We start from the raw sequence: 20,254 nt of genomic DNA, 5'->3' as shown, positions 1-20,254 counted from the left end.
CCTTGCTGGACTAGACTGCAATCACATTCATAAAAGAATGGATATGCAAGCTCCGATGCACATGCAGACTAGCGGATCTTCGACGGCCGTCTCCGGCCGTCACGACACGGCGACGGGTGCCGACGTCGGGGAGCGGTACTGGGAGAGTACGGCACCCGGGTCGGGCAGGCGCCGGCCCCGCGCCGATGCCCTGACCGACGCCCGCGTCCTCCGCCTCAACGGCACCTGGCGATTCCGGCTCTCGCCCACGGCTGAGGGCACCGGCGACGCCTTCCTCGACACGGACTTCGACGACTCGGCCTGGGACGGCATGCGGGTTCCCGCCCACTGGGTGCTCGAGGAGTTCACGCCGCTCGCGGGCGGACCCGCCCGTCGCATGCTCGGCACCGAGGAGGGACCGCTCTACACGAACACGGCCTATCCCATCCCGCTCGATCCGCCGCTCATGCCGGCCGAGAACCCGACGGGCGACTACCGCGTGACGTTCGACGTGCCCGAGGACTTCGGCCGCGCGGTGCTGCGGTTCCAGGGCGTGGACTCGTGCGCGAAGGTGTGGCTCAACGGCCGGGAGCTGGGGTGGTCGACCGGCAGCCGTCTGCCGTTCGAGTTCGAGGCGCCGGTGCGCGCGGGACGCAACGTGCTGTGCGTGCGGGTTCATCGCTGGTCGGCGGGCACGTACCTGGAAGACCAGGACATGTGGTGGCTGCCCGGCATCTTCCGCGACGTCGAGCTCCTCTCTCGTCCCGATGACGCGATCGACGACCACTTCGTGCACGCCGACTACGACGCGTCGACAGGCCTCGGCACGCTGCGGGTGGATGCCACGACCGCGGCGGTGGTCGAGATCCCCGAGCTCGGCATCCGCATGCCGGCCGGTGAGACCGCGACCGTCGCCGTCGAGCCGTGGAGCGCGGACCGCCCCCGGCTGTATCGCGGCACGCTCCGCTCGGCCGGCGAGACGGTCGGGCTCGCCATCGGTTTCCGGCGCGTCGAGATCGTCGACGGCGTCCTCACCGCCAACGGGCGTCCGGTGACCTTTCGCGGCGTGAACCGGCACGAGCATCACCCCGTCACCGGCCGGGCGCTGGACCGCGATGCGATGGTCCAGGACATCGTCATGATGAAGCGGGCGAACATCGACGCGGTCCGCACCAGCCACTACCCGCCGCACCCGGAGTTCCTCCGGCTGTGCGACGAATACGGGCTGTGGGTCGTCGTCGAGGTCGACCTCGAGACGCACGGCTTCATCTACGAGGGGTGGGCCCGCAACCCGCCCGCGCTCCCCGAGTGGCGTGAGGCGCTCATGGACCGCCTCCGGCGGACCGTCGAGCGCGACAAGAACCGTCCCAGCGTGGTGGTGTGGTCGCTGGCGAACGAGAGCATGACCGGCGCCGCCTTCGCCGACATGCGGCGCTGGCTCGACGAGCGGGATCCGTCGCGTCCGGTGCTGTACGAGCGGGACCCGAGCTACCGCGACTCGGACTTCTACTCGCTGATGTACCCGTCGCTGGAGCTTCTCGAGCAGATCGGGCGGCGCGAGGAGCCGCGCGGCGGACGGCTCAGCATGCACGGGATGGTGCTGGGGGAGCAAGGTGCGGCGTCCCCGCTCCCTGACGGCGTCACGGAGGCGGACGAGGCGCGGCGCCGGAGGCTGCCGTTCCTCCTCGTCGAGTACGCGCACGCGATGGGGAACGGACCCGGCTCGCTGCAGGACTACTGGCGGATCATCCGTGCGCACGACCGCCTGTGCGGCGCGTTCGTGTGGGAGTGGATCGACCACGGGTTCCACGCGACGACCGGTGACGGCATCCCGTTCGTGATGCACGGGGACGACGTGGACTACGAGCCGCGAGGCGGCCGCTTCAGCCTGCACGGGCTGGTGTTCAGCGACCGCACGCCCACGCCGGGCCTCGTCGAGCTGGCCAAGGCCCACGAACCCGTCGAGATCCGGGTGGGGGAGCGCTCGGTGAGCCTCCTCAACCGGCGTCACGCGGTCGACACCTCGGACCTCGTCTTCCGCTGGAGCGTCGAGAACGACGGCGTCGTCGCCGCGACGGGGGAGCTGCCAGTCCCGTTCGTGGCGGCCGGCGAGGCCGTCGAGATCGCGATTCCGGATGCCTCAGGCCGCGCGCTCCGACCGCCGGAGCGGAGCGCGGCGGCGGGCGGGGCATCCGTCGCCGACGTCGTCCTGACGGTCGAGGCCGCGCTCGCCGCAGACGAGCTGTGGGCGCCGGCGGGCCACGTCGTCGCGTGGGGTCAGCGGGTGCTCGACGCGGAGGAGCCCCACGCCGGCCCGGCGTCGACCGATCACGCCGATTCGGCGTCGACCGCTGCCGCCGCCGACCGTCCCCGGCGTGGTCCCTCCCGCGCGACCGCGGGGCTGGTCGAGGTCGGGGCCGGCGTCTTCGACGCGACGACGGGGCGGCTGACGCGGCTCGGCGACCTCGACATCGACGGCCCGGTCCTCGACCTGCATCGCGCGCCGACCGAGAACGACCATGGCCAGGGCGAGCTCAACAACCTGGCCGCGGTGTGGCGCAAGACGCAGCTGCATCGGCTGCTGCACCGCGTGGACGAGGTCGTCGCCGCCGACGGCCGACTGCGGGTGCGGGGGCGCACGGCGCCGCGCACGCACCCGCACGGCGTCGAATGGACGATGACGTGGGCGGCGGAGGGCGACGCCCTGGTGCTCACGGCCGACGTCGACTTCGTCGGTCCGTGGGCGGACACCCCCTACATGCACCGCGACATCCCGGTGCCGCGGCTGGGGCTCCTGTTCGCTCTGCCCCCCGGGGCGCAGCGCGCGACGTGGTTCGGGAGGGGGCCGGGCGAGACCTACGCGGATTCGTTCGAGGGCTCGCGCGTCGGCCGTCACTCCCGCAGCATCGACGACCTGCAGGTGCCGTACCCCGTGCCGCAGGAGAACGGCAACCACGTGCAGACCCGCTGGCTCGAGATCGGCGGGGACGGGATGCCGTCGCTCGTGGTGACCGGACGGCCGCAGTTCGACTTCACCGCCCGCCGCTGGGACTCGCACGCACTGCAGCGCGCGGACAAGCCGCACCAGCTCGTGGACTCGGGACGGGTGTGGCTCAACATCGATCACGCGCAGCAGGGCCTCGGCTCGGCATCCGTGGGTCCCGCGCTTCCGGCGCGGTATCGCGTCCCGCGCGAGCGCGCGTCCTGGAGCGTGCGGCTCCACGCGCGGTGAGCCGCCGGCTCCCAGGCGCCGGCGGCATCCTCGGCCGGATCGGCGCGTGACCGTCCGCGGTCAGTCGTCCCCGCCCCCGCCCCGCGCCGGCGGCCGTCCGATCAGCTGCCCGGGCGGCGGGGCGAAGCCGGCACCCGGATACAGCTGATTCGCGGTGGCCTGGATGTCGCGCGCGAGGGGCAGGCGGGCCTGCGACAGCGGGCGTCCGTCGTGCCACACCCGGAACACGTCGCCCTCCCCGATCGCGTTGCCGACCCAGACCGCGGTCGTGACGCGGGTGCTGGACTCGACGAGCCACGTCTGGATCTGCTCGTGCGTGCCCGTCTTGCCCAGCAGTGGCGTGCCGTCGTTGGGGTTTCCGCCCGAACCGGTCCCGCCGGGCACCATCACGCCCTGCAGCGCGAACGCCGTCGCCGCCGCCACCTCCGGGCTGATGGCCTGCGAGCAGCGGTCGCCGGGCACGGGCAGCTCGGTGCCCTCGGCGTTGACCACCCGTTCGATGACCCGCGGGACGCAGTAGACGCCGTTGTTGGCCACCGTGGCGAAGGCGCCCGCCAGCGCGACCGGCGCGATGTTGTTGGTCCCGATGATCGACGCGGCGCCGTCGAGATCCACCGGGTCGCCGGTGCCGCGGGTGACGCCCATCCGTGCGGCGACCTGCTCGATGTCGCAGAGGTCGAGCTTCTCGGCCATGCCGAGGAAGCCGCTGTTCAGCGACTGCGCCGTGAACTGCATCGGGGTCCCGGTGTAGCCGCGCACGCCGCCGAAGTTGCGCACGACGTGGTTCTCGCGGTTGATCCAGGTGCCTTCGCAGCGGTCCCGGAGGCGCGGGATCGCGCGCAGCGTGCCGTTGACGGGCTCGAACAGCGAGTGGCCCTGCTCGAGCCAGTCGACGAGGGTGAAGAGCTTGAACGTCGACCCGGTCGGGAAGCCGTCCGAGACGCCGTGCACCGCGTCACCGGCGTACACGAGGGATGTGTAGACCGGATCGGTCGCGGCCAGGTCCGCGTCCTCGGTGAACCGGTTGTTCTGGCTGATAGCGAGGATCCGGCCGGAGGGCGCGTCGATGCTGACCGATGCGGCGCCGAACGCCATGCCCGGCACCGCCTCCGGCGCGTACCGGCGCATCGCGTCCTGAGACGCGTTCTGCAGCTGCCAGTCCAGCGTCGTGTAGATGTGGAGTCCTTCGCGGGTGAGCGACTGCTGGCGCTGCAGCGCCGTCTCGCCGAACGCCTCCGCATAGTCGGGGTCGAAGCGCAGCGTGTTGACGACGTACTGGCAGAAGAAGGGCGCCGACGTCGCCGCGCACCCGGTGAGTGCGGGCTGGACCGCGGGCGCGATCGGCTCGATCGCGGCGGCGACGTACTGCTCGTCGGTGATGCGGCCGTCCTCGCGCATCCGGTCGAGCACGTAGAGCTGCCGCCCCTTGGTCGCGCTGTAGGCGTCACCGGCCGCGAGGTGCTGCTCCGGCGTGATCGTCCCCGCCGCCAGCAGCGAGTCCAAGCCCGCGAGCGTGCCGGGGGTGACGTCGGCGATCGCGCCGTCGGCGGCCTTGTTGTATCTGGTGCCGTCGGACCCGATGATCGAGCCCCCCGGCCGGTCGATGCGGAACGTGTTCGGGTTCTGCACGATGCCGGCGAGGGTCGCCGCCTGACCGAGCGGGAGCCGCGCCGCCGTGGTGCTGAAGTAGTAGCGGGCCGCGGCCTCGATGCCGTACGTCGTGCCGCCGAAGTTCGCGATGTTGAGGTAGCCGAGCAGGATGTCGTTCTTGGAGTACTCCTGCTCGAGCTGGACGGCGTAGCGGATCTCCTGGAGCTTGCGCTCGTAGCCCTCGACTCCGCTGGCCCGCGTGGCGTCGAGCCAGCACGTCCGCAGCACCTCGTCGCGGGTCTGCCGGTCGGTGGCGACCGCGTCGCGCTCGCACCGCTGCACGAGGACGTTCTTGACGTACTGCTGGCTGATCGATGATCCGCCCTGGATGCTGCCGCCCTGGGCGTTCCTGATCAGCGCGCGGGTGGTGCCGATCAGATCGATGCCGCCGTGCTCGTAGAACCTGGGATCCTCCGACGCCAGGATCGCGTCGTACATGACGGGTGCGACCTCGTCGAAGCGGACCGGAACGCGGTTCTGGTCGTAGAACGAGGTCAGCTCCACGTCCTTCCCGCTCTGGGGATCGCGGGCGTAGATCGTGGTCGGCAGCATGAGCCGGTCGATGGCGAGGTAGCTCGGCATGCCGTCGAAGAGCGACACCGCCCGGCTGGCCGCGTGCCCCGAGAGCGCGAGCACCGGCGTGATCGGAGCGACCGCCAGCAGGCCCGCGATCACGCTGAGGGCGACGAGCCCGACCAGACCGCCGAGCACCCCCGCGACCGTGCGTCGGTAGGGCCCTAGGGGCGCTAGCGGAGAAACCTCTTGTGACGGCTTCACGACAGCTTCCAATCGCGGTGGGAGAAAGCATGACAGACCGTCCGGCATTCCGATACGGCTACCGTGCGCGACCCCTCCGGCTCGGGTCCGGCGTGCTATCGGCGGCCGAGCGCCGCCACGTCGATGAAGAGCGAGTCCGACCCGACCTGGCCGCCCTTGAGCAGCAGCTCGAGCCCGTCGATCGCGGGCTCCCCGGCGTGGGCGCGCAGCAGCACGACGTTCCCCCAGGGGTTCGCGGCGATCGACAGGGACTCGACGCCGAGCAGGCGCGTCACGCGGCTCGACGTGTCGCCGCCGCACACGATCACGCGACGGGACGCGCCGTCGTGCGCGACGGCCGAGATGACGGATGCCGCGGCCTCCGCGATCGCCGGCAGCAGCGGCGCTCCCCCCGCGGCGTCCGTGTCGGCGTCGTCGGAGGTCAGCACGACGCCACGGCCCGAGCCGAGTGCCCGGAGGATCTCGGGCAGCGCTGCGGCGACGCCCGCAGCGTCGAGCGGGAGAGGCCGCACGAGCCACCCCGCGGCGGCCGCGGCATCCGCCTGCCGGCGCGTCTGGGCCGAGCGGCTGCCCGACACGACGAGGACCGGCCCCGAGGCCGTCGACGACGCTTCAAGCTCCGGCGCATCGCCGGGGGCGGCCGCCGCGACGCCGTGCGAGAGCCCGCCCGAGCCGATCGCGAACACCGGCGCGGGCAGCGTGCCGAGCGCCTCGCCGATCGTGACGAGGTGCTCGTCGGTGAGGGCGTCGAGGACGACGGCCGCGGCGGGCGTCCCCCGCAGGAGCGCGTCCAGCTCGCCGTACGCGACCAGCGGGATCGAGCCGACCGGAAGGTCCGTCTGCCGCCCGATGTGCGCGGCGAGGTCGGCCTCCGTCATCGGCGTCGAGGGGTGCTGCGACATCGTGGGCTGCCGGTCGAGCCGATAGACCACGCCGCGCTCCGCCGCGAAGTGCTGGCCGAACAGGGTGTAGCGCCCGAAGTCGGGCTGGGCGAACAGCATCGGCACCGGGCGCTCGCCGAATGCCTCTCGGGCGAGCTCGATCACCCGGCCGAGGCTGCCGACGTGCGGCGCCGAGTCCGCGGTCGAGCACGCCTTGTACTGCACGACGTCCGGCTCGAGCTCGGCGAACGCCGCGAACACGGGCCGGAGCTCGTCGTCCATCTCCGCCGGCGCAAGGGAGCGCGAGATGCCGGCCACGCCGATCACGTCGACCTCGCCGGCCGCCGCGCGCAGGGTCGCGGCATCCGGCAGCCGCGTGAACAGGCGACCGGTCCAGCCGCGCCGCGCGAACTGCAGCAGCGCGTCGACGCTGCCGGTGAAGTCGTCGCCGTAGAAGGCGACGCGGGCTCTAGGCACGGACGGGCCCGAAGAGCTCCGCGGCGCGGCGCAGCGCGGGGGAGCTCTCGTACGCGTCGTCGGCGCTCTCGCCGCGTGCGGCCGACGCCCACGCATCGCGCATGCTCGCGACGCCGGCGGCCGCGCCGTCGGGATGACCGTGGATGCCGCCGCCGGCGAGCACGAGGAGGTCGGTGGTGCCCACCGCGGCGTACGTCGCGTGCGCGAGTCCGCCCCACTGCCCCGACGACAGCACGGGCACCGTCGGGGTGAGCCCCAGGAGAGGCTCACGCACGGCGGCGATCGAGTCGAGCACCTGGTCGTCCGTCTCGTAGAACTTGTTGCTGATGCCGTTGGTGTGCAGGTGGTCGGCGCCGGCCAGGCGCGCGAGCTTCTGCCATGCACGGAACCCTATCCCGACCTGCTCCGAGCGTCCGAAGGCGCCGAACATGGCCCGGTGCCCGTGGATCGGCACGCCGCTGTGGCGGCGCAGGAACTCCAGTCCCGGAAGGCCGATGAGGTTGATGCACGCCATCACGCACGTGCCCCCGGCGGCAACGACGAGGTCGTGATTCGCCTCGAGGCGGCCGATGTCATCGGTGATGTTGAACGCGTACATGGGCTTGCGGCCGTGGCGGTCGGCGTAGCGCTCCAGCACGGGCATGACCGCGGCGACGCGGTCGGCCAGCGGAGCGCTCGGGCCGTTGCCCTGCAGCTCGTCGTCCTTGATGAAGTCGATGCCCGACTCGGCGAGCTCCGCCACGACCTCGGCGAGCTCCGCCGGGGCCAGACCGATGCTGGGCTTCACGATCGTGCCGATCATCGCGCCCTCGGGGCGGCCGACGAGCCGCCGGGTGCCCTCGACGCCGAATGCCGGGCCGGGGTAGCGCTCCGCGAAGGCCTGCGGCAGCTCGAGGTCGACCAGGCGGATCGCCGCCAGCTCCTTGATCTCGAACAGGTTGCCCGCGACGGCCGCGAGGAGGTTCGGCAGCGACGGCCCGAAGTTGTCGAGCGGGAACCGCAGCCGCAGCCGCGCCCGCCGGCGCAGCGCCGGATCGCCGACCGCGCCGGGAAGGGGGGAGGCGCCGGTGAGCGGCAGCTCCTCGATGCCGACGACCTGGGCGGCGAACCGGGCGCGCAGGTCGTCGGACTCGCGCTCCACGCGCACGAAGGTGCCCGTGGACTGCTCGCCCGCGAGCACTTCGGCCGCGTGCTGGAGCGGGAGGGAGGTCTCGATGACGTACGTCGCGACGACGGACGCCCCGACGGGGTGCTGGAAGTTCATGCGCGTCACCAGACCAGCGGGAGCCAGACCGACATCTCGCCGGCGCCGCGGTTGCCCCACGCGTAGTACGGGATGAGTCGCACCGTCGCCTGCTGCAGGGCGGTGTCGGCGAGGTCGTCGTACAGGGCGTCGTCGTCGGAGCCCGGAAGGATGACGGCCTCGGTCTCGAGCGCGACGACGCGCCGACCCGTGATCTCGGTCTCGACCGGCTCGAACGTCGCCCCGCGGCGCAGGGCCACCTGCTCGAGGACGACGCCCTCGGGGAGGTCGGCGGACTCGACGCAGTACACGACGGGTCCGCGCCGCACCGCCACCTGGTTCGTGGCCTCCTCCGCCAGCCGGTGCGCGCGCAGCACCCGCACCGGCATCGGCAGGGTCAGCTCGACGACGTCGCCCTTCTGCCAGACGCGCTCGACGGGCGTGTAGGTGCCGGGGTCCGACACGGTGACCTGTTCGCCGTTCACGCTGAGGGTCGCGCCCGATGACCAGCCGGGGATGCGCAGGTGGAGCGGGATGCCGCCGGCCGCGGCATCCGTCACCGTGAACGTCAGCCGCTCCGACCAGGGGTAGTCGCTGTCCTCCCGCAGCGCCAGGCGGCGCCCGTCGCCGGTCGTGACATCGACGACACCGCCGCCGTAGAGGTGGACGTACAGACCGTCGTCACCGAGCGACGCGGCGCGCTCGTGGAAGCGGGCGAGGGTGCGCGCGATGTTCGGAGGGCAGCAGAAGCACGACAGGTAGGGCTCGCGCAGGCGCTCGTCCGACGGCGGCGGGGGCGGCGTGGGGTGGATGGCGGTGTCGCCGGGCCGGCGCAGCGGGTAGGGGAGGTCCCGCACCTGGCGCAGCGGGTTCGTGTAGAAGTACTCCGAGCCGGCGAGGCTGATGCTGGAGAGCAGGCTGTTGAAGGCCACCTGCTCGATCACGTCGGCGTACTGCGCGTCGGCCGTGAGCGACAGCATCCGCTCGCCCCAGAGGATCAGCCCGATGTTCGCGCACGACTCGTTGTGCGCCGTCGTGTGCGGAAGCTGGTAGGCGCGGCCGTAGGCCTGGTGCACGCGACTGATCTGGTTCTGCCACGGCGAGCCGTCGGGGGAGGCGCCGTCGTAGAGCGCGCCCGCACCGCCCGTGATGTAGAGCTTCGTGTCGACGACGTCGCGCCACAGTCGCTCGAGCACGGCCTCGAGCTCGTCGTCGCCCGTCTCGGCGACCAGATCCGCCAGGCCCGCGTACAGGTAGTTCGCCCGAACGGCATGCCCGGCGACCACGGTCTGCTCGCGCACCGGGAGGCGGTCCTGGTTGTCGTCGCCGCCCTCGAAGTCGTCGCGCACGCGGATGAACGCCTCGGAGAGCCGCAGGTACTGCTCGTCGCCCGTGGCCCGGTAGAGGTCGACGACCGCCATGTAGTGGGACGGGCAGATCGCACTGCGGGCGAGCTCGAGCGGCTTGTTCGTCGCGAGGTCCTCGAGGAACGAGGCCGCCTTGCGGGCGGCGTCCAGCAGCGTGGTCGACCCGGTCACCTCGTAGTGGCGCACCCCGGCCGTGATGAGGTGGCCGAGGTTGTACGTCTCGAAGTTGAAGCGGTCGGCGAGGGCGATGACGTCCTCGTGGTTGCGGGACGAGATGACCGTGGGGGTGTGGAGGTAGCCGTCCTCGCGCTGCACCGACGCGATGAGCGCGGCGATCTCCTCGATGCGGGCGGCGAGCTCGGGATCGGGGTCCGTCTCAAGGCGCGAGACGGCGGCCTCGAGCCACTTGTAGAAGTCGCCGTCCATGAACGGCGGGCCGGAGTGCTCCCCGGACTCGAGGCCGGCCGCGATGCGGAAGTTCGCGAGGCCGGGGCTGACGGCCGGATCGCTCAGGGAGGACCAGATCTGCGGGATGGTCACGTCGCGCGTGCGATCGTGGACGTCGCCCCAGAAGCCGCTCGCCCACCGTGCGCTCCCGGCGCCGAGGGGTCGCAGCCGGGCGTGGGCCCTGGTCGCGGTCGTGGCGGTCATGGCGGTTCCTTCCGAAATGGCGTCTCAGTATCGTGCTCGTCGCCGCATCGCGGCAAGCACGGGCCGATGCGGGTCAGACTAGGCGGCGCTGAAAGTTCTCGCAACGCTGCATGGAAATGCAGTCTAGCGGGTGAATCGTCTCAAAGTGAATAGAATTTCAGTACTGACTGTTGACACACATCGAAATCGTCCCTACTGTCGTGTCGTACCTTTCACCCGCATGGCCGTCGTCAAGGAGGACGCTATGAACACACGCAGCAACCGTCGCCGCACCGCGGTGCTCGGCATCGCACTGGCAGCGGTGCTGCCGCTGGCCGCCTGCGCCGGAGGCAGCGGCGACGCCGACTCCGGATCGTCGGAGGGCGGCAGCGGCGCCGGGGGGACCGACCCCGACACCTTCACCGTCATGACCGCCAATGAGAACCCGGTCCTCGAGGAGCAGCTGACCGCCCTCTCGGAGGGCGCGTGCGAGGCCGAGAACGAGGCGCTCCCGCTCGAGCACCAGAAGGTCGCGCAGGCCGACACCGTGCAGAAGGTCACCCTCCTGGCCAGCCAGGGCGCGCTTCCGGCTCACACGATCGCGGGCACCGCGCTCATCCGTCCTGACGGCGACCTCAACGCCGCCGGCCTCGTGGGCGACCTGAAGGCCGCGCTCGAGGGCGCCGACGCGTGGGACAACGTCCTCCCCGCCGCCGCCTCGACCGTCGAGCAGGTGTACGGCGGCATGTTCTCGATGCCGTACCAGTACAACATCGAGGGGATCTTCTACAACAAGGAGATCCTCGCCGACAACGGCATCGAAGAGCCGCAGACGTGGGACGAGCTGGTCGACGCGGCCGACGTCCTGGCCGACGCCAGCGTCGTGCCGATGACCGAGGCGGGTGCGAACGGCTGGCCGCTCACGCGCATCATGGGCATGTACATCTTCCGCAACGTCGGCCCCGAGGCGATGGCCGCCGTGCGCGACGGCGAGGCGAAGCTCACCGAGCCCGAGTACGTCGAGGGTGCGCAGGCACTCGCGGACTTCGCCGCGGCCGGCTACTTCGGCGAGGGCTTCTCGACCCGCGACGGCGACACCTCGTCGAACATGTTCCTCACCGGCCAGGCCGCGATGACGTACGACGGATCGTGGCTGCTGAGCGCCATCAACGACCCGGAGCGCAACCAGATCGGCGGCGAGAACGTCGGCTTCATGCCGTTCCCCGAGGTCGAGGGCGGCAACGGCTCGATCGACCAGTACGCCGCGAACGCCGGCGCCCCGATGATCATCAACGCCGAGCAGTTCGGCCCCAAGGTGGTCGACTGGGTGAGCTGCATCGCCGAGAACTACGGCCAGCAGGCGCTGCAGGACGCGGGCGTCATCTCGGGCTTCAAGGTCAACGGCGAGGTCACCGACCTGTCGGCCAACACCGCCGAGATGCAGGAGCGCATCGCGGGCATCGACGAGACCGTACTGTGGTTCGAGGCTCTCATGGACTCGAAGAGCAACTCGCTCGCATCGACGAACGTGACGCTGCTCACGACCGGGCAGATGAGCGCCGAGGACTACATGGCCGAGCTCCAGGCGAGCATCGACGCCAACGGCTGACCTCCCGCACCGGCTCCCCGGGCGGTCGCTCGGGGAGCCGGTTCCACACAGAAAGCAGTTCGCAGATGAACTCGATCTTCGGAGATCGGAAGACGATCTTCATCCTGCTGGCACCGGCCCTGGTGCTGTACACCCTGCTGAAGGTGGTGCCGGTCGGCTGGTCCCTCGGCCTGTCGTTCTTCGAGGGCAACTCGCTGCGCGGCTTCGACTGGGTCGGACTGCAGAACTTCACCACGTTCTTCACCGACCCGGCGGCGCTGCAGTCGATGTGGGTCAGCATCTTCTTCGCGGTGGTCGCCACCGCCCTGCAGGTGGCGCTCGGCTACGCGCTGGCCCTCCTCTACGTCTTCGTCCTGCGCAAGGGCTCCACCCTCGTGCGCACGCTGGTCTTCTTCCCGACCGTCCTGCCCACGGTGGCCGTGGCGCTGCTGTTCCGCAGCTTCGTGGCCGTGGGTGAGAACCAGGGCCCGGTCAACGACATCATCAACTTCTTCGGTGGCGAGAGCGTCGAGGTGCTGGCCTCGACGGTCGGCACCATGACCACCGCCATCGTGATGACGCTGTGGAGCTCGATGGGCTTCTACGCCGTGCTCCTGTACGCAGGGCTCCTCGACATCCCCGAGGAGGTCATCGAGTCGGCACGGCTCGACGGTGCGAACGGCCTCAAGCTGGTCCGCCACATCGTGGTGCCGCTGTCGCTGCCCATCCTGCTCTCCTCGATCATCTTCAGCCTCAACGCCACGCTGAAGGTGTTCGACAGCCTCCTCGCCCTCAACGGCGGCGGCCCGGGCACGTCGACCGCGCCGATGACGCTGTACATGTACCGCACCGCGTTCGAGTACGCCGAGTACGGCTACGGCTCCACCATCGCCGTCATCCTCACCGCACTCTGCCTGGTGTTCACCCTCGCGATCTTCCGATCGTCGCGTCGCAAGGCGGAGGCCTGACATGACCCTGACGCAGCCCGAGACCGCATACACGGTCGCCACCCCCACCGTCCGACGGCCGACGCCGAACCGCGCCCGCCGAGGCGTGCTGCGCGCGCTGCGCCGCCTGCCGGTGTGGATCGTCGTGGCGGTGCTGATGATCGTGGTGCTGTACCCGCAGGTCTGGATGGTGCTGGGCTCGTTCAAGACCCAGTCCGAGTTCCTCTCCAACCCCGCCCTCTCGCTCCCCGAGACGTGGCAGTTCGACAACTACATCACCGCTCTCACCAATGGGAACGTCGCCCGCAACTGGCTCAACAGCGTGCTGGTCACGATCCCTTCGGTGCTGCTGATCGTCTTCATCGGCGTCGCGGCGGGATACGCCCTCGAGGTGATGATCTGGAAGGGCCGCAACGGCGTCCTGCTCTACATCCTCGCCGGCATCATGGTGCCGGGGCAGATGATCCTCGTCCCGCTGTTCATCACGTACTTCCGCATCGGGATCACCGACACGCTGTGGCCGCTCATCATCACCTACACCGTCATGGGGCTGCCGCTGACGACGTTCCTCATGGCGACGTATTTCCGATCGGTGCCCCGCGAGATCTTCGAGGCGGCGACGGTGGACGGCTCGGGCCCGCTCCGGTCGTTCTTCGTGATCGGCATCCCGATGATGAAGAACGCGATCCTCACGATCGGCCTGGTCCAGTTCTTCAGCGTATGGAACGACCTGCTCATCGCGCTGACGTTCACGACGCGGCCGGACCTCGCGACGATCCAGGTCGGACTGCTGAGCCTCAGCGACGAGTACGGATCGACGCAGTACGGACCGCTGTTCGCGGCGGTGAGCATCAACATCCTCGTGTTGCTCATCCTGTTCCTCACGCTCAACAAGAAGATCATGGCCGGCATGTCCGGCGGCGCCCTCAAGGGCTGAGATCCTGGAAGGCTGACTGCATGACCTCCGCACCGCGCATCGCGTTCCTGCACACCGGCGCCGTCAACATCGCTCCGTTCGGGGCGCTGGCGGCCGAGTTCCTGCCGGGCGCGACGGTCGTGAACTACCTCGACGACCGCATCGTCGCCGATCTCGGCGACGAGGAGCGCGCGGCATCCGTCCCCGAACGGATCGACGACCTCGTGCGTGCGGCGGCGGCCGGGGGAGCGGATGCCGTCATGTTCACCTGCTCCTCGATCTCCGAGCTCGCCTCACCCGCAGCGGCAGCGGCCGGTGTGCCGGTGCTGCGCGTCGACGAGGCGATGGCGGATGCCGCGGTGCGCGCCGGTCGCCGCATCCGGGTCCTCGCCACCCTGCCCACGACGTGCCGTCCCACCCTGGGACTCCTCCAGGAGCGCGCCCGGCTCGCCGGGGTGGAGCCGGAGTTCACCTCGGAGGTGATCGAGGGCGCCTTCGCCGCCGTCGCCGGGGGCGACCGCGCGACCCACGACCGTCTGGTCGCCGCGGCGATCGAGCGCGGCGCGGCCGAGGCCGACGTGATCGTGCTGGCGCAGGCATCCATGGCCTCCGCGGCCGAGGCGGTGTCGGTCGACGTGCCGGTGCTCACGAGCCCGCGCCTCGGCGTCGAGCGCCTCGCGGCCTCCCTCGCCGCCCGCTGAATCCGGGCCGCAGGAGGTCCCGTCGATCCGGAACTCGGAGTTCGTGACGTTTTCCGGAGCGGCGGTGCGCTGCTGATCCGGAAAGCGGCCGAAAGTCCGGTATTCGGATCCGCGGATGCCGTGGCGAGGCGCGGGGGATCGCGGATGCCGCAGCCCGCGCGCCCGCGGAGCGCCGGGGGTCAGGAGCGGTCGGCGAGGGCCTCGGCCGAGCGGAGGTCGGTGACGAGCGTCGTGACCCAGCTGCCGGCGAGGGCGCCGTGGATCGCCTCCAGCTTGCGCTCGCCGCCGGCGATGCCGACGCGGCGGGGGATGCGCATGAGGTTCTCGACGGTGATGGCGATGATGCGGTCGTCGATCGCGCCGCGCACGAGCGAGCCGTCCGCGCGGAAGATGCGGTGGCAGATGTCACCGACCGCGCCCTCGTCGAGCAGCCCCTGTCGCTCCTCGGGCGGGAACGCGTTGCCGCTGGTGGCGAGCACGTCGGACGGCTCGATGCTGCCGATGCCCATGATGGCCATCGTCAGGTCGTTCCAGTGCCGCGCGACCTCCTGCATCGACGGGTCCTGCAGCAGGCTGTCGCGGATCGCCGGATCCCCCACCACGCCGGGGGCCTGCACGTAGACGGGCTCCGCGCCCAGCGTGCGGGCGAGCTCGCCGAGGATGCGGTTGGAGTGGCTCTGGGCCTCGGGCGCACCGACCCCGCCGAGCAGCTGCACGACCTCCGTCGCGCCGCGCACCGTGAACGGGCGCATGCGGTCGACCATCGCCAGGATCGTCTGGCTCCACGACGAGACGCCGATCCGGTCGGCGCCCGAGAGGGTCGCCTCGAGATAGCCGGCCGCCCCCGCCCCGAGCGAGGCCAGCAGCTCCTTCTCGTCGGCATCGGGGTCGACGTCGACCACGACGGCCTCGGCGAGGCCGTACTTCTCCTCGAGCTGCTCTTCGAGCTCGGCGTGCACGCCCGGCGCCACCGTCACGATGGTGCGCACGATCCCGACGGACTCCGCACGCTTGAGCAGACGCGACACCTTCGCCTGTGAGATATTGAGCGCGGTCGCGATGTCGGCCTGACGCACGCCGCGCTCGTGGTACATGCGGGCCACCTTGGTGAGCAGGCGCACCTGCCCGTCCGGCTGGCGGGTGTACGGCGTGACGGGCACAGTGACTCCGATCGTGGCGAACCGACTGAGGATTCGCTAACGAAAGGATATTCAGTCTCTGCCGTCCGCGCCAGTGCCACGGGAGACCTACGGCGGCGCCCCTCTCGTCGGGCCCTCTCGTCAGGCGACCACGGGCACCGCGCACGAGTGGATGCCGGCGCCGAGGGTCTCCTCCGCGACGCCGTCCAGGTCGAGCACCGCCTCGGCACCCACCGGCACCGTGACCTCGACGTGCAGCTGCCCGTCCGCGATGCGCCACGAGATCGCCACCTCGCCGTACGCGGTGAGCTGGCGCGCCGAGGCCGAAGTGAGTCCGCCGCCGGGGCGAGGCGCGAACCGGATGCGCCGGTATCCCGGGGCATCGGGGGCGAGGCCGGCGATGACGCGGTGCATCCAGTCGGCGACTGCGCCCAGCGCGTAGTGGTTGAACGACGTCATCTGGCCCGGGTTGACCGTGCCGTCCGGCAGCAGCGAGTCCCACCGCTCCCAGACCGTGGTTGCACCCTGCTCCACCTGGTACAGCCACGAGGGGCATCGGCGCTCGAGGATCAGGTCGTACGCGGTGGCGACCTGGCCGCCCGAGCTGAGGGCGTCCGACACCAGCGGGGTGCCGACGAACCCGGTGGCGATGCGGTTCCCCGCGTCGTGCACGAGCTGTGCGAGCCGTGCGGCCGCGGCATCCCTCCGCTGCGGATCGGTGATGAGGTCGAACCGCAGCCCGAGCGCGTAGGCCGTCTGCGCGTCGCTGGTCATCGTGCCGTCGTCGTGGACGTACGCCCCGCCGAAGGCGGCGACCACCTCGTCGGCGAGCGCGTCGTAGTGCCCCCGCTCGTCCGCGCGCCCCAGCACCTCGGCCATGCGGGCGACGGTGCGGGCGGACTTGGCGAAGTACGCGGTCGCGACGAGGTACCGGTCGGTGCGGGCGTCGGCGGGGTCGTTCGGCGGCGCGGCCGGGTCGAGCCAGTCGCCCAGCTGGAAGCCCGTGTCCCACAGTCGGGAGGGGCCGGCGAGCCGCTCGAGCAGGTCCACCCAGCGGCGCGCGCTGTCGAACTGCGCCTCGAGCACGCCGACGTCGCCGAAGCGCTCGTAGAGGGTCCACGGCAGCAGCGTCGCCACGTCGCCCCAGGCGGCGCCCGGTCGCATCGGGGTCCACTTGTCGACGGCGGGGATCACCGGCACGTACCAGGGCACCGTGCCGTCGGGGAGCTGCTCGATCGCGACGTCGCGGAGCCAGCCCGACAGCATGCCCGAGACGTCGAAGAGCGTCGACGCGGTCGGGCCGAACACCTGGATGTCGCCCGTCCAGCCGATGCGCTCGTCGCGCTGCGGGCAGTCCGTCGGGATGTCGACGAAGTTGCCCCGCATACCCCACACGACGTTCTCGTGCAGGCGGTTGAGCGCCGCATCCGAGGACTCGAACCAGCCGGTGCGCTCGAGATCGGTGTGGTACACGCGGGCGACGAGGGCGCCGGCCGCGGCATCCGCGTCGAGGTCGCCCGGCCATCCCGTGACCTCGACGTAGCGGAAGCCGTGGAAGGTGAACCGGGGCTCCCACTCCTCGACCTCGTGCCCGGCGAGGGTGTAGCTGTCGGCCGAGCGCGCGGCGCGCAGCGGCCGGGTGTAGATCTCGCCGTCCTGCATGACCTCGGCGGTGCGCAGCGTCACGGCGGTACCCGCCGGCCCTGACACCCGGATGCGCACCCGCCCGACGAGGTTCTGCCCGAAGTCGAGGATGCGCGAGCCGCTCGGCCCGGTCAGCACCTCGACGGGGCGGAGCTCCTGGGTCGCGCGCACCGGGGGAGCGGTGGGCGCGACGAGCGTCGCGGGGTCGCGGTGCCGCTCCTGCACGCCCTCCCACTCCGAGTCGTCGAATCCCGGCGCGGACCACCCGGGCAGCTCCTGGCGGGCGTCGTAGTCCTCGCCGTCGTAGATGCCGCTCTGCAGGATCGGGCTGGGCGCCGACCGCCACGACACGTCGGTGGCGATCACCTCACGGGTGCCGTCGCCGTACGTGAGCTCGAGCTGGCCCAGGAAGGACTGGTCGTATCCGTAGACGTTGCGGAAGCCCCCGCGCCAGCCGAGCCGCCCGCGGTACCAGCCGTCGCCGAGCCACGCACCGATCGCGTTCTCGCCGGGGCGCACCAGCGCGGTCACGTCGTAGGTGTAGTACCGCAGGCGCCGGCCGTACACGGTCCAGCCGGGCGAGAGGGCGTCGTCGCCGACGCGCTCGCCGTTGAGCTCCGCTTCGTAGAGGCCGTGCGCCGTCGCATACAGCCGCGCCCGCACCAGCCCCTCGCGCGCCTCGAAGCCGCGGCGGACGAGCGAGGGTCGCCGGTCGTCGCTGTTCGGGTTCTCGTTGCGGGTCGCGCCGACCGGCCGGGCGACCCAGTCGGACGGCTCGAGGAGCCCCGCCTCCAGCACGGTGGGCGCGGATGCCTCCGACCACGCGTCGTCCGTTCCGCGCACCGCGATGCGCACCGTGACGCGCTCGCGCGAGCGCAGCGGCTCGCCCGGCCAGGCGACCAGCACCTGGTCGGGGCTCTCGACATCGTGCGAGGTGGTCGCGCCGTGCTGTTCGAGCTCCACGCGGTAGGCGGTCTGCCGCCAGCCCGACGGCGCGCCGGCGACGCGCCACGACAGGCGCGGCATCCGCTCTCCGATGCCGAGCGGCTCGCGGTGGTGTTCGATGCGGGGGGCGTCGACGGTGACGGACATCGGTGTCCTCTCTGGGAGATGTTCGAAACGTTTCATTCCAAACGTGTACAGTGAGTGTCGCACCGATTTCGAAACGTTTCAAGCTGCGTTCCCGGTGCCCGGACGAGGAGGTACGGCATGCGCATCGGTGTGACCGGCAGCGGCGGCAAGCTCGGGCGCGCCACGGTCGAGCGACTGCGTGCCGACGGCCATGACGTCATGGGATTCGACCTCGCCGGAACGCCCGGGCCGGGCTTCACGCGGGTCGACCTCACCGACTTCGGTCAGACGCTCGACGCGTTCCTCTCGGTGACCGCGCGCCACGACGGACTGGACGCCCTCGTGCATCTCGCGGCGATCCCGGTGAACGGCCTGGTTCCGGATGCCGCGACCTTCCACAACAACGTCACGGTGTCGTTCAACGCGCTGTTCGCCGCGCACCGCGCGGGGATCCGCACGATCGTGCTGGCCTCGAGCATCACGGCGATGGGCTTCCCGTTCGACGAGGCCCCGCCGTCGCTCCCGGTCGACGAGACGTACACCAGCGCGAACAACACGTACGGACTCGGCAAGGTGGCCGAGGAGGCGATCGCCGCGCAGCTGGTTCGCTGGGCACCCGGGTCGTCGGTCACCGCGCTGCGCTTCACCAATGTCGTCGCCCCGGACGAGTACGCCACCTTCCAGCGCGCCGCGGAGCCGCACTACCGCCGCGACCTCGTCGGGTCGTGGGTGGACGCGCGCGACGGCGCGCTGGCCGTCTCGCTCGCCCTGGCCGCGGCGCAGCCGGGCTTCGAGGTGTACAACGTGGCCGCCCCGGAATCAGGCAACGCGGCGCCGTCGCGCGAGGTCGCCGCGCGCTGGTTCCCCGGCACGCCGGTGGCCGACGACCTCGGCGAGTTCGAGTCGCTCATGTCGACGCGCAAGATCCGCGAGCGCCTCGGATTCGCCGCCGAGCACGACTGGCGCTGACATGTCGGCGACGGAGGACCGGCCCGGGCATCGGCCCGGCATCCGCCAGGTGGCCGCCCGCGCCGGCGTCGCGGTCGGCACGGTCTCGGCGTACCTCAACCACCCCGGCCGCGTGTCGGCGGAACGGGCGCGGCGCATCGCCGAGGCGATCGACGAGCTCGGCTTCGTCCCGTCCAGCGCGGGACGGCAGCTGCGGCTCGGCGTCAGCACCCTCATCGGCTACCTCTCGCCCGACGTCAGCAACCCCCGCTTCAGCGAGATCGCGCAGGAGGTGGAGTACCGCGCCGAGCGGCTCGGCCTCACCGTCTTCTTCGCGCACTCCCACGGCGACCGCGAGCGGGAGGACGCGTACCTCGAGGCGTTCGAGCAGCGGCAGGCGCGGGGGCTGCTGGTGTCGTCGTTCGAGCCGATCGAGAACCGGCTCGCCGCCATGCGCGAGCGCGGCACCCCGTCGGTGCTCGTCGGCCGTCGCGCGCGCGACGAGCGGCAGCCCTCGATCTCGATCGACGACGTCTCCGGGGGCCGGCAGGCCGCCGCGCATCTGCTGGCCGGCGGATGCCGCCGCATCGCGTTCGTCGGCGGCCCGCTGCCGGTCCAGCAGGTCGCGGATCGGCTCGACGGCGCGCGCCAGGCGGTGGCGGGGACCTCCGGCGTCATCGACGTCGAAGAGGTGGCGGAGCGATCGATCGCCGCTGGCCGCGCGGTCGGCGCAGCGCTGGCGGCACGCCCCGCGGCCGACCGGCCCGACGGCGTGTTCGCCGCCAACGACCTGCTCGCCCTCGGCGTGCTGCAGGCGCTCATCGCCGGCGGCGTCTCGGTGCCCCGCGACATCGCGGTCGTCGGGTACGACGACAACGAGTTCGCCGAGGCATCCCTCATCCCCCTCACGAGCGTCCGCGCCCAGCACGCCGACTTCGGCGCGACTGCCGTCGATCTGCTCTTCGAGGCGATCGAGCACGGCACGGTCGTCCAGCGCATCTACGAGCCGGAGCTCATCGTGCGCGAGAGCTCGCGCCGGGTCCCGGTCTGAACCGAACCGCCCA

Annotated in this window: 13 protein-coding genes; 7 read left to right on the top strand and 6 right to left on the bottom strand. The window is 71.5% G+C overall.

Annotated elements, in window-relative coordinates:
- Positions 1-55 precede the first annotated feature (55 nt).
- Complete coding sequence (locus ACWGUG_RS00545) at positions 56-3,211, top strand: glycoside hydrolase family 2 TIM barrel-domain containing protein (RefSeq protein WP_452323497.1); 3,156 nt, start codon at positions 56-58, stop codon at positions 3,209-3,211.
- 60 nt (positions 3,212-3,271) lie between these two features.
- Here the strand turns inward: ACWGUG_RS00545 and ACWGUG_RS00540 are convergent, their stop codons facing one another.
- The 4 genes from ACWGUG_RS00540 to ACWGUG_RS00525 all read right to left on the bottom strand — a co-directional run bounded on the left by ACWGUG_RS00540 (position 3,272) and on the right by ACWGUG_RS00525 (position 10,257).
- Positions 3,272-5,572 (bottom strand): transglycosylase domain-containing protein, encoded by a 2,301-nt coding sequence (locus ACWGUG_RS00540; protein WP_452323496.1) that lies wholly within the window; start codon positions 5,570-5,572, stop codon positions 3,272-3,274.
- Positions 5,573-5,733: 161 nt separating this feature from the next.
- On the bottom strand, positions 5,734-6,996 hold the full coding sequence (locus ACWGUG_RS00535; RefSeq protein ID WP_452323495.1) for a four-carbon acid sugar kinase family protein: 1,263 nt from the start codon (positions 6,994-6,996) through the stop codon (positions 5,734-5,736).
- On the bottom strand, positions 6,989-8,260 hold the full coding sequence (locus tag ACWGUG_RS00530) for a RuBisCO large subunit C-terminal-like domain-containing protein (protein WP_378882912.1): 1,272 nt from the start codon (positions 8,258-8,260) through the stop codon (positions 6,989-6,991). Before ACWGUG_RS00530 ends, ACWGUG_RS00535 begins: the two co-directional genes overlap by 8 nt.
- Positions 8,261-8,265: 5 nt before the next feature.
- Positions 8,266-10,257 carry a glycoside hydrolase family 127 protein gene (locus ACWGUG_RS00525; protein ID WP_378882910.1) on the bottom strand — a complete coding sequence of 664 codons (1,992 nt, stop codon included), beginning with the start codon at positions 10,255-10,257 and terminating at the stop codon, positions 8,266-8,268.
- Between the two features lie 244 nt (positions 10,258-10,501).
- Here ACWGUG_RS00525 and ACWGUG_RS00520 point away from each other — a divergent pair, with 244 nt between their 5' ends.
- From ACWGUG_RS00520 to ACWGUG_RS00505, 4 genes are all read left to right on the top strand, one after another.
- The gene (locus tag ACWGUG_RS00520) at positions 10,502-11,845 is read left to right on the top strand and encodes an ABC transporter substrate-binding protein (RefSeq protein ID WP_452323494.1); all 1,344 of its coding nucleotides are present in this window, start codon (positions 10,502-10,504) and stop codon (positions 11,843-11,845) included.
- A gap of 65 nt (positions 11,846-11,910) precedes the next feature.
- Entirely contained in the window at positions 11,911-12,792 is an 882-nt protein-coding gene (locus ACWGUG_RS00515; RefSeq protein ID WP_336394483.1) for a carbohydrate ABC transporter permease, read from the top strand.
- 1 nt (position 12,793) lies between these two features.
- A complete protein-coding gene (locus ACWGUG_RS00510; protein WP_336394484.1) occupies positions 12,794-13,708 on the top strand; it encodes a carbohydrate ABC transporter permease in 915 nt (304 codons plus the stop codon).
- A 20-nt stretch (positions 13,709-13,728) separates the two neighbouring features.
- A complete protein-coding gene (locus tag ACWGUG_RS00505) occupies positions 13,729-14,388 on the top strand; it encodes an aspartate/glutamate racemase family protein (RefSeq protein ID WP_452323493.1) in 660 nt (219 codons plus the stop codon).
- Between the two features lie 179 nt (positions 14,389-14,567).
- Here the strand turns inward: ACWGUG_RS00505 and ACWGUG_RS00500 are convergent, their stop codons facing one another.
- Together ACWGUG_RS00500 and ACWGUG_RS00495 are read right to left on the bottom strand one after the other, a co-directional pair.
- On the bottom strand, positions 14,568-15,548 hold the full coding sequence (locus ACWGUG_RS00500) for a sugar-binding transcriptional regulator (RefSeq protein ID WP_336394486.1): 981 nt from the start codon (positions 15,546-15,548) through the stop codon (positions 14,568-14,570).
- A 120-nt stretch (positions 15,549-15,668) separates the two neighbouring features.
- Entirely contained in the window at positions 15,669-18,263 is a 2,595-nt protein-coding gene (locus ACWGUG_RS00495; RefSeq protein ID WP_452323492.1) for a family 78 glycoside hydrolase catalytic domain, read from the bottom strand.
- Positions 18,264-18,380: 117 nt separating this feature from the next.
- Here ACWGUG_RS00495 and ACWGUG_RS00490 point away from each other — a divergent pair, with 117 nt between their 5' ends.
- Together ACWGUG_RS00490 and ACWGUG_RS00485 are read left to right on the top strand one after the other, a co-directional pair.
- Entirely contained in the window at positions 18,381-19,211 is an 831-nt protein-coding gene (locus ACWGUG_RS00490) for an NAD-dependent epimerase/dehydratase family protein (RefSeq protein ID WP_336394488.1), read from the top strand.
- 1 nt (position 19,212) lies between these two features.
- Complete coding sequence (locus ACWGUG_RS00485) at positions 19,213-20,241, top strand: LacI family DNA-binding transcriptional regulator (protein ID WP_452323491.1); 1,029 nt, start codon at positions 19,213-19,215, stop codon at positions 20,239-20,241.
- The last annotated feature ends 13 nt before the right edge of the window (positions 20,242-20,254 follow it).

The organism is Microbacterium sp. NPDC055455 (genome assembly GCF_053619935.1).
The sequence above is the reverse complement of the archived record's forward strand: the minus strand, read 5'-3'. Positions and strand labels throughout refer to the sequence as shown.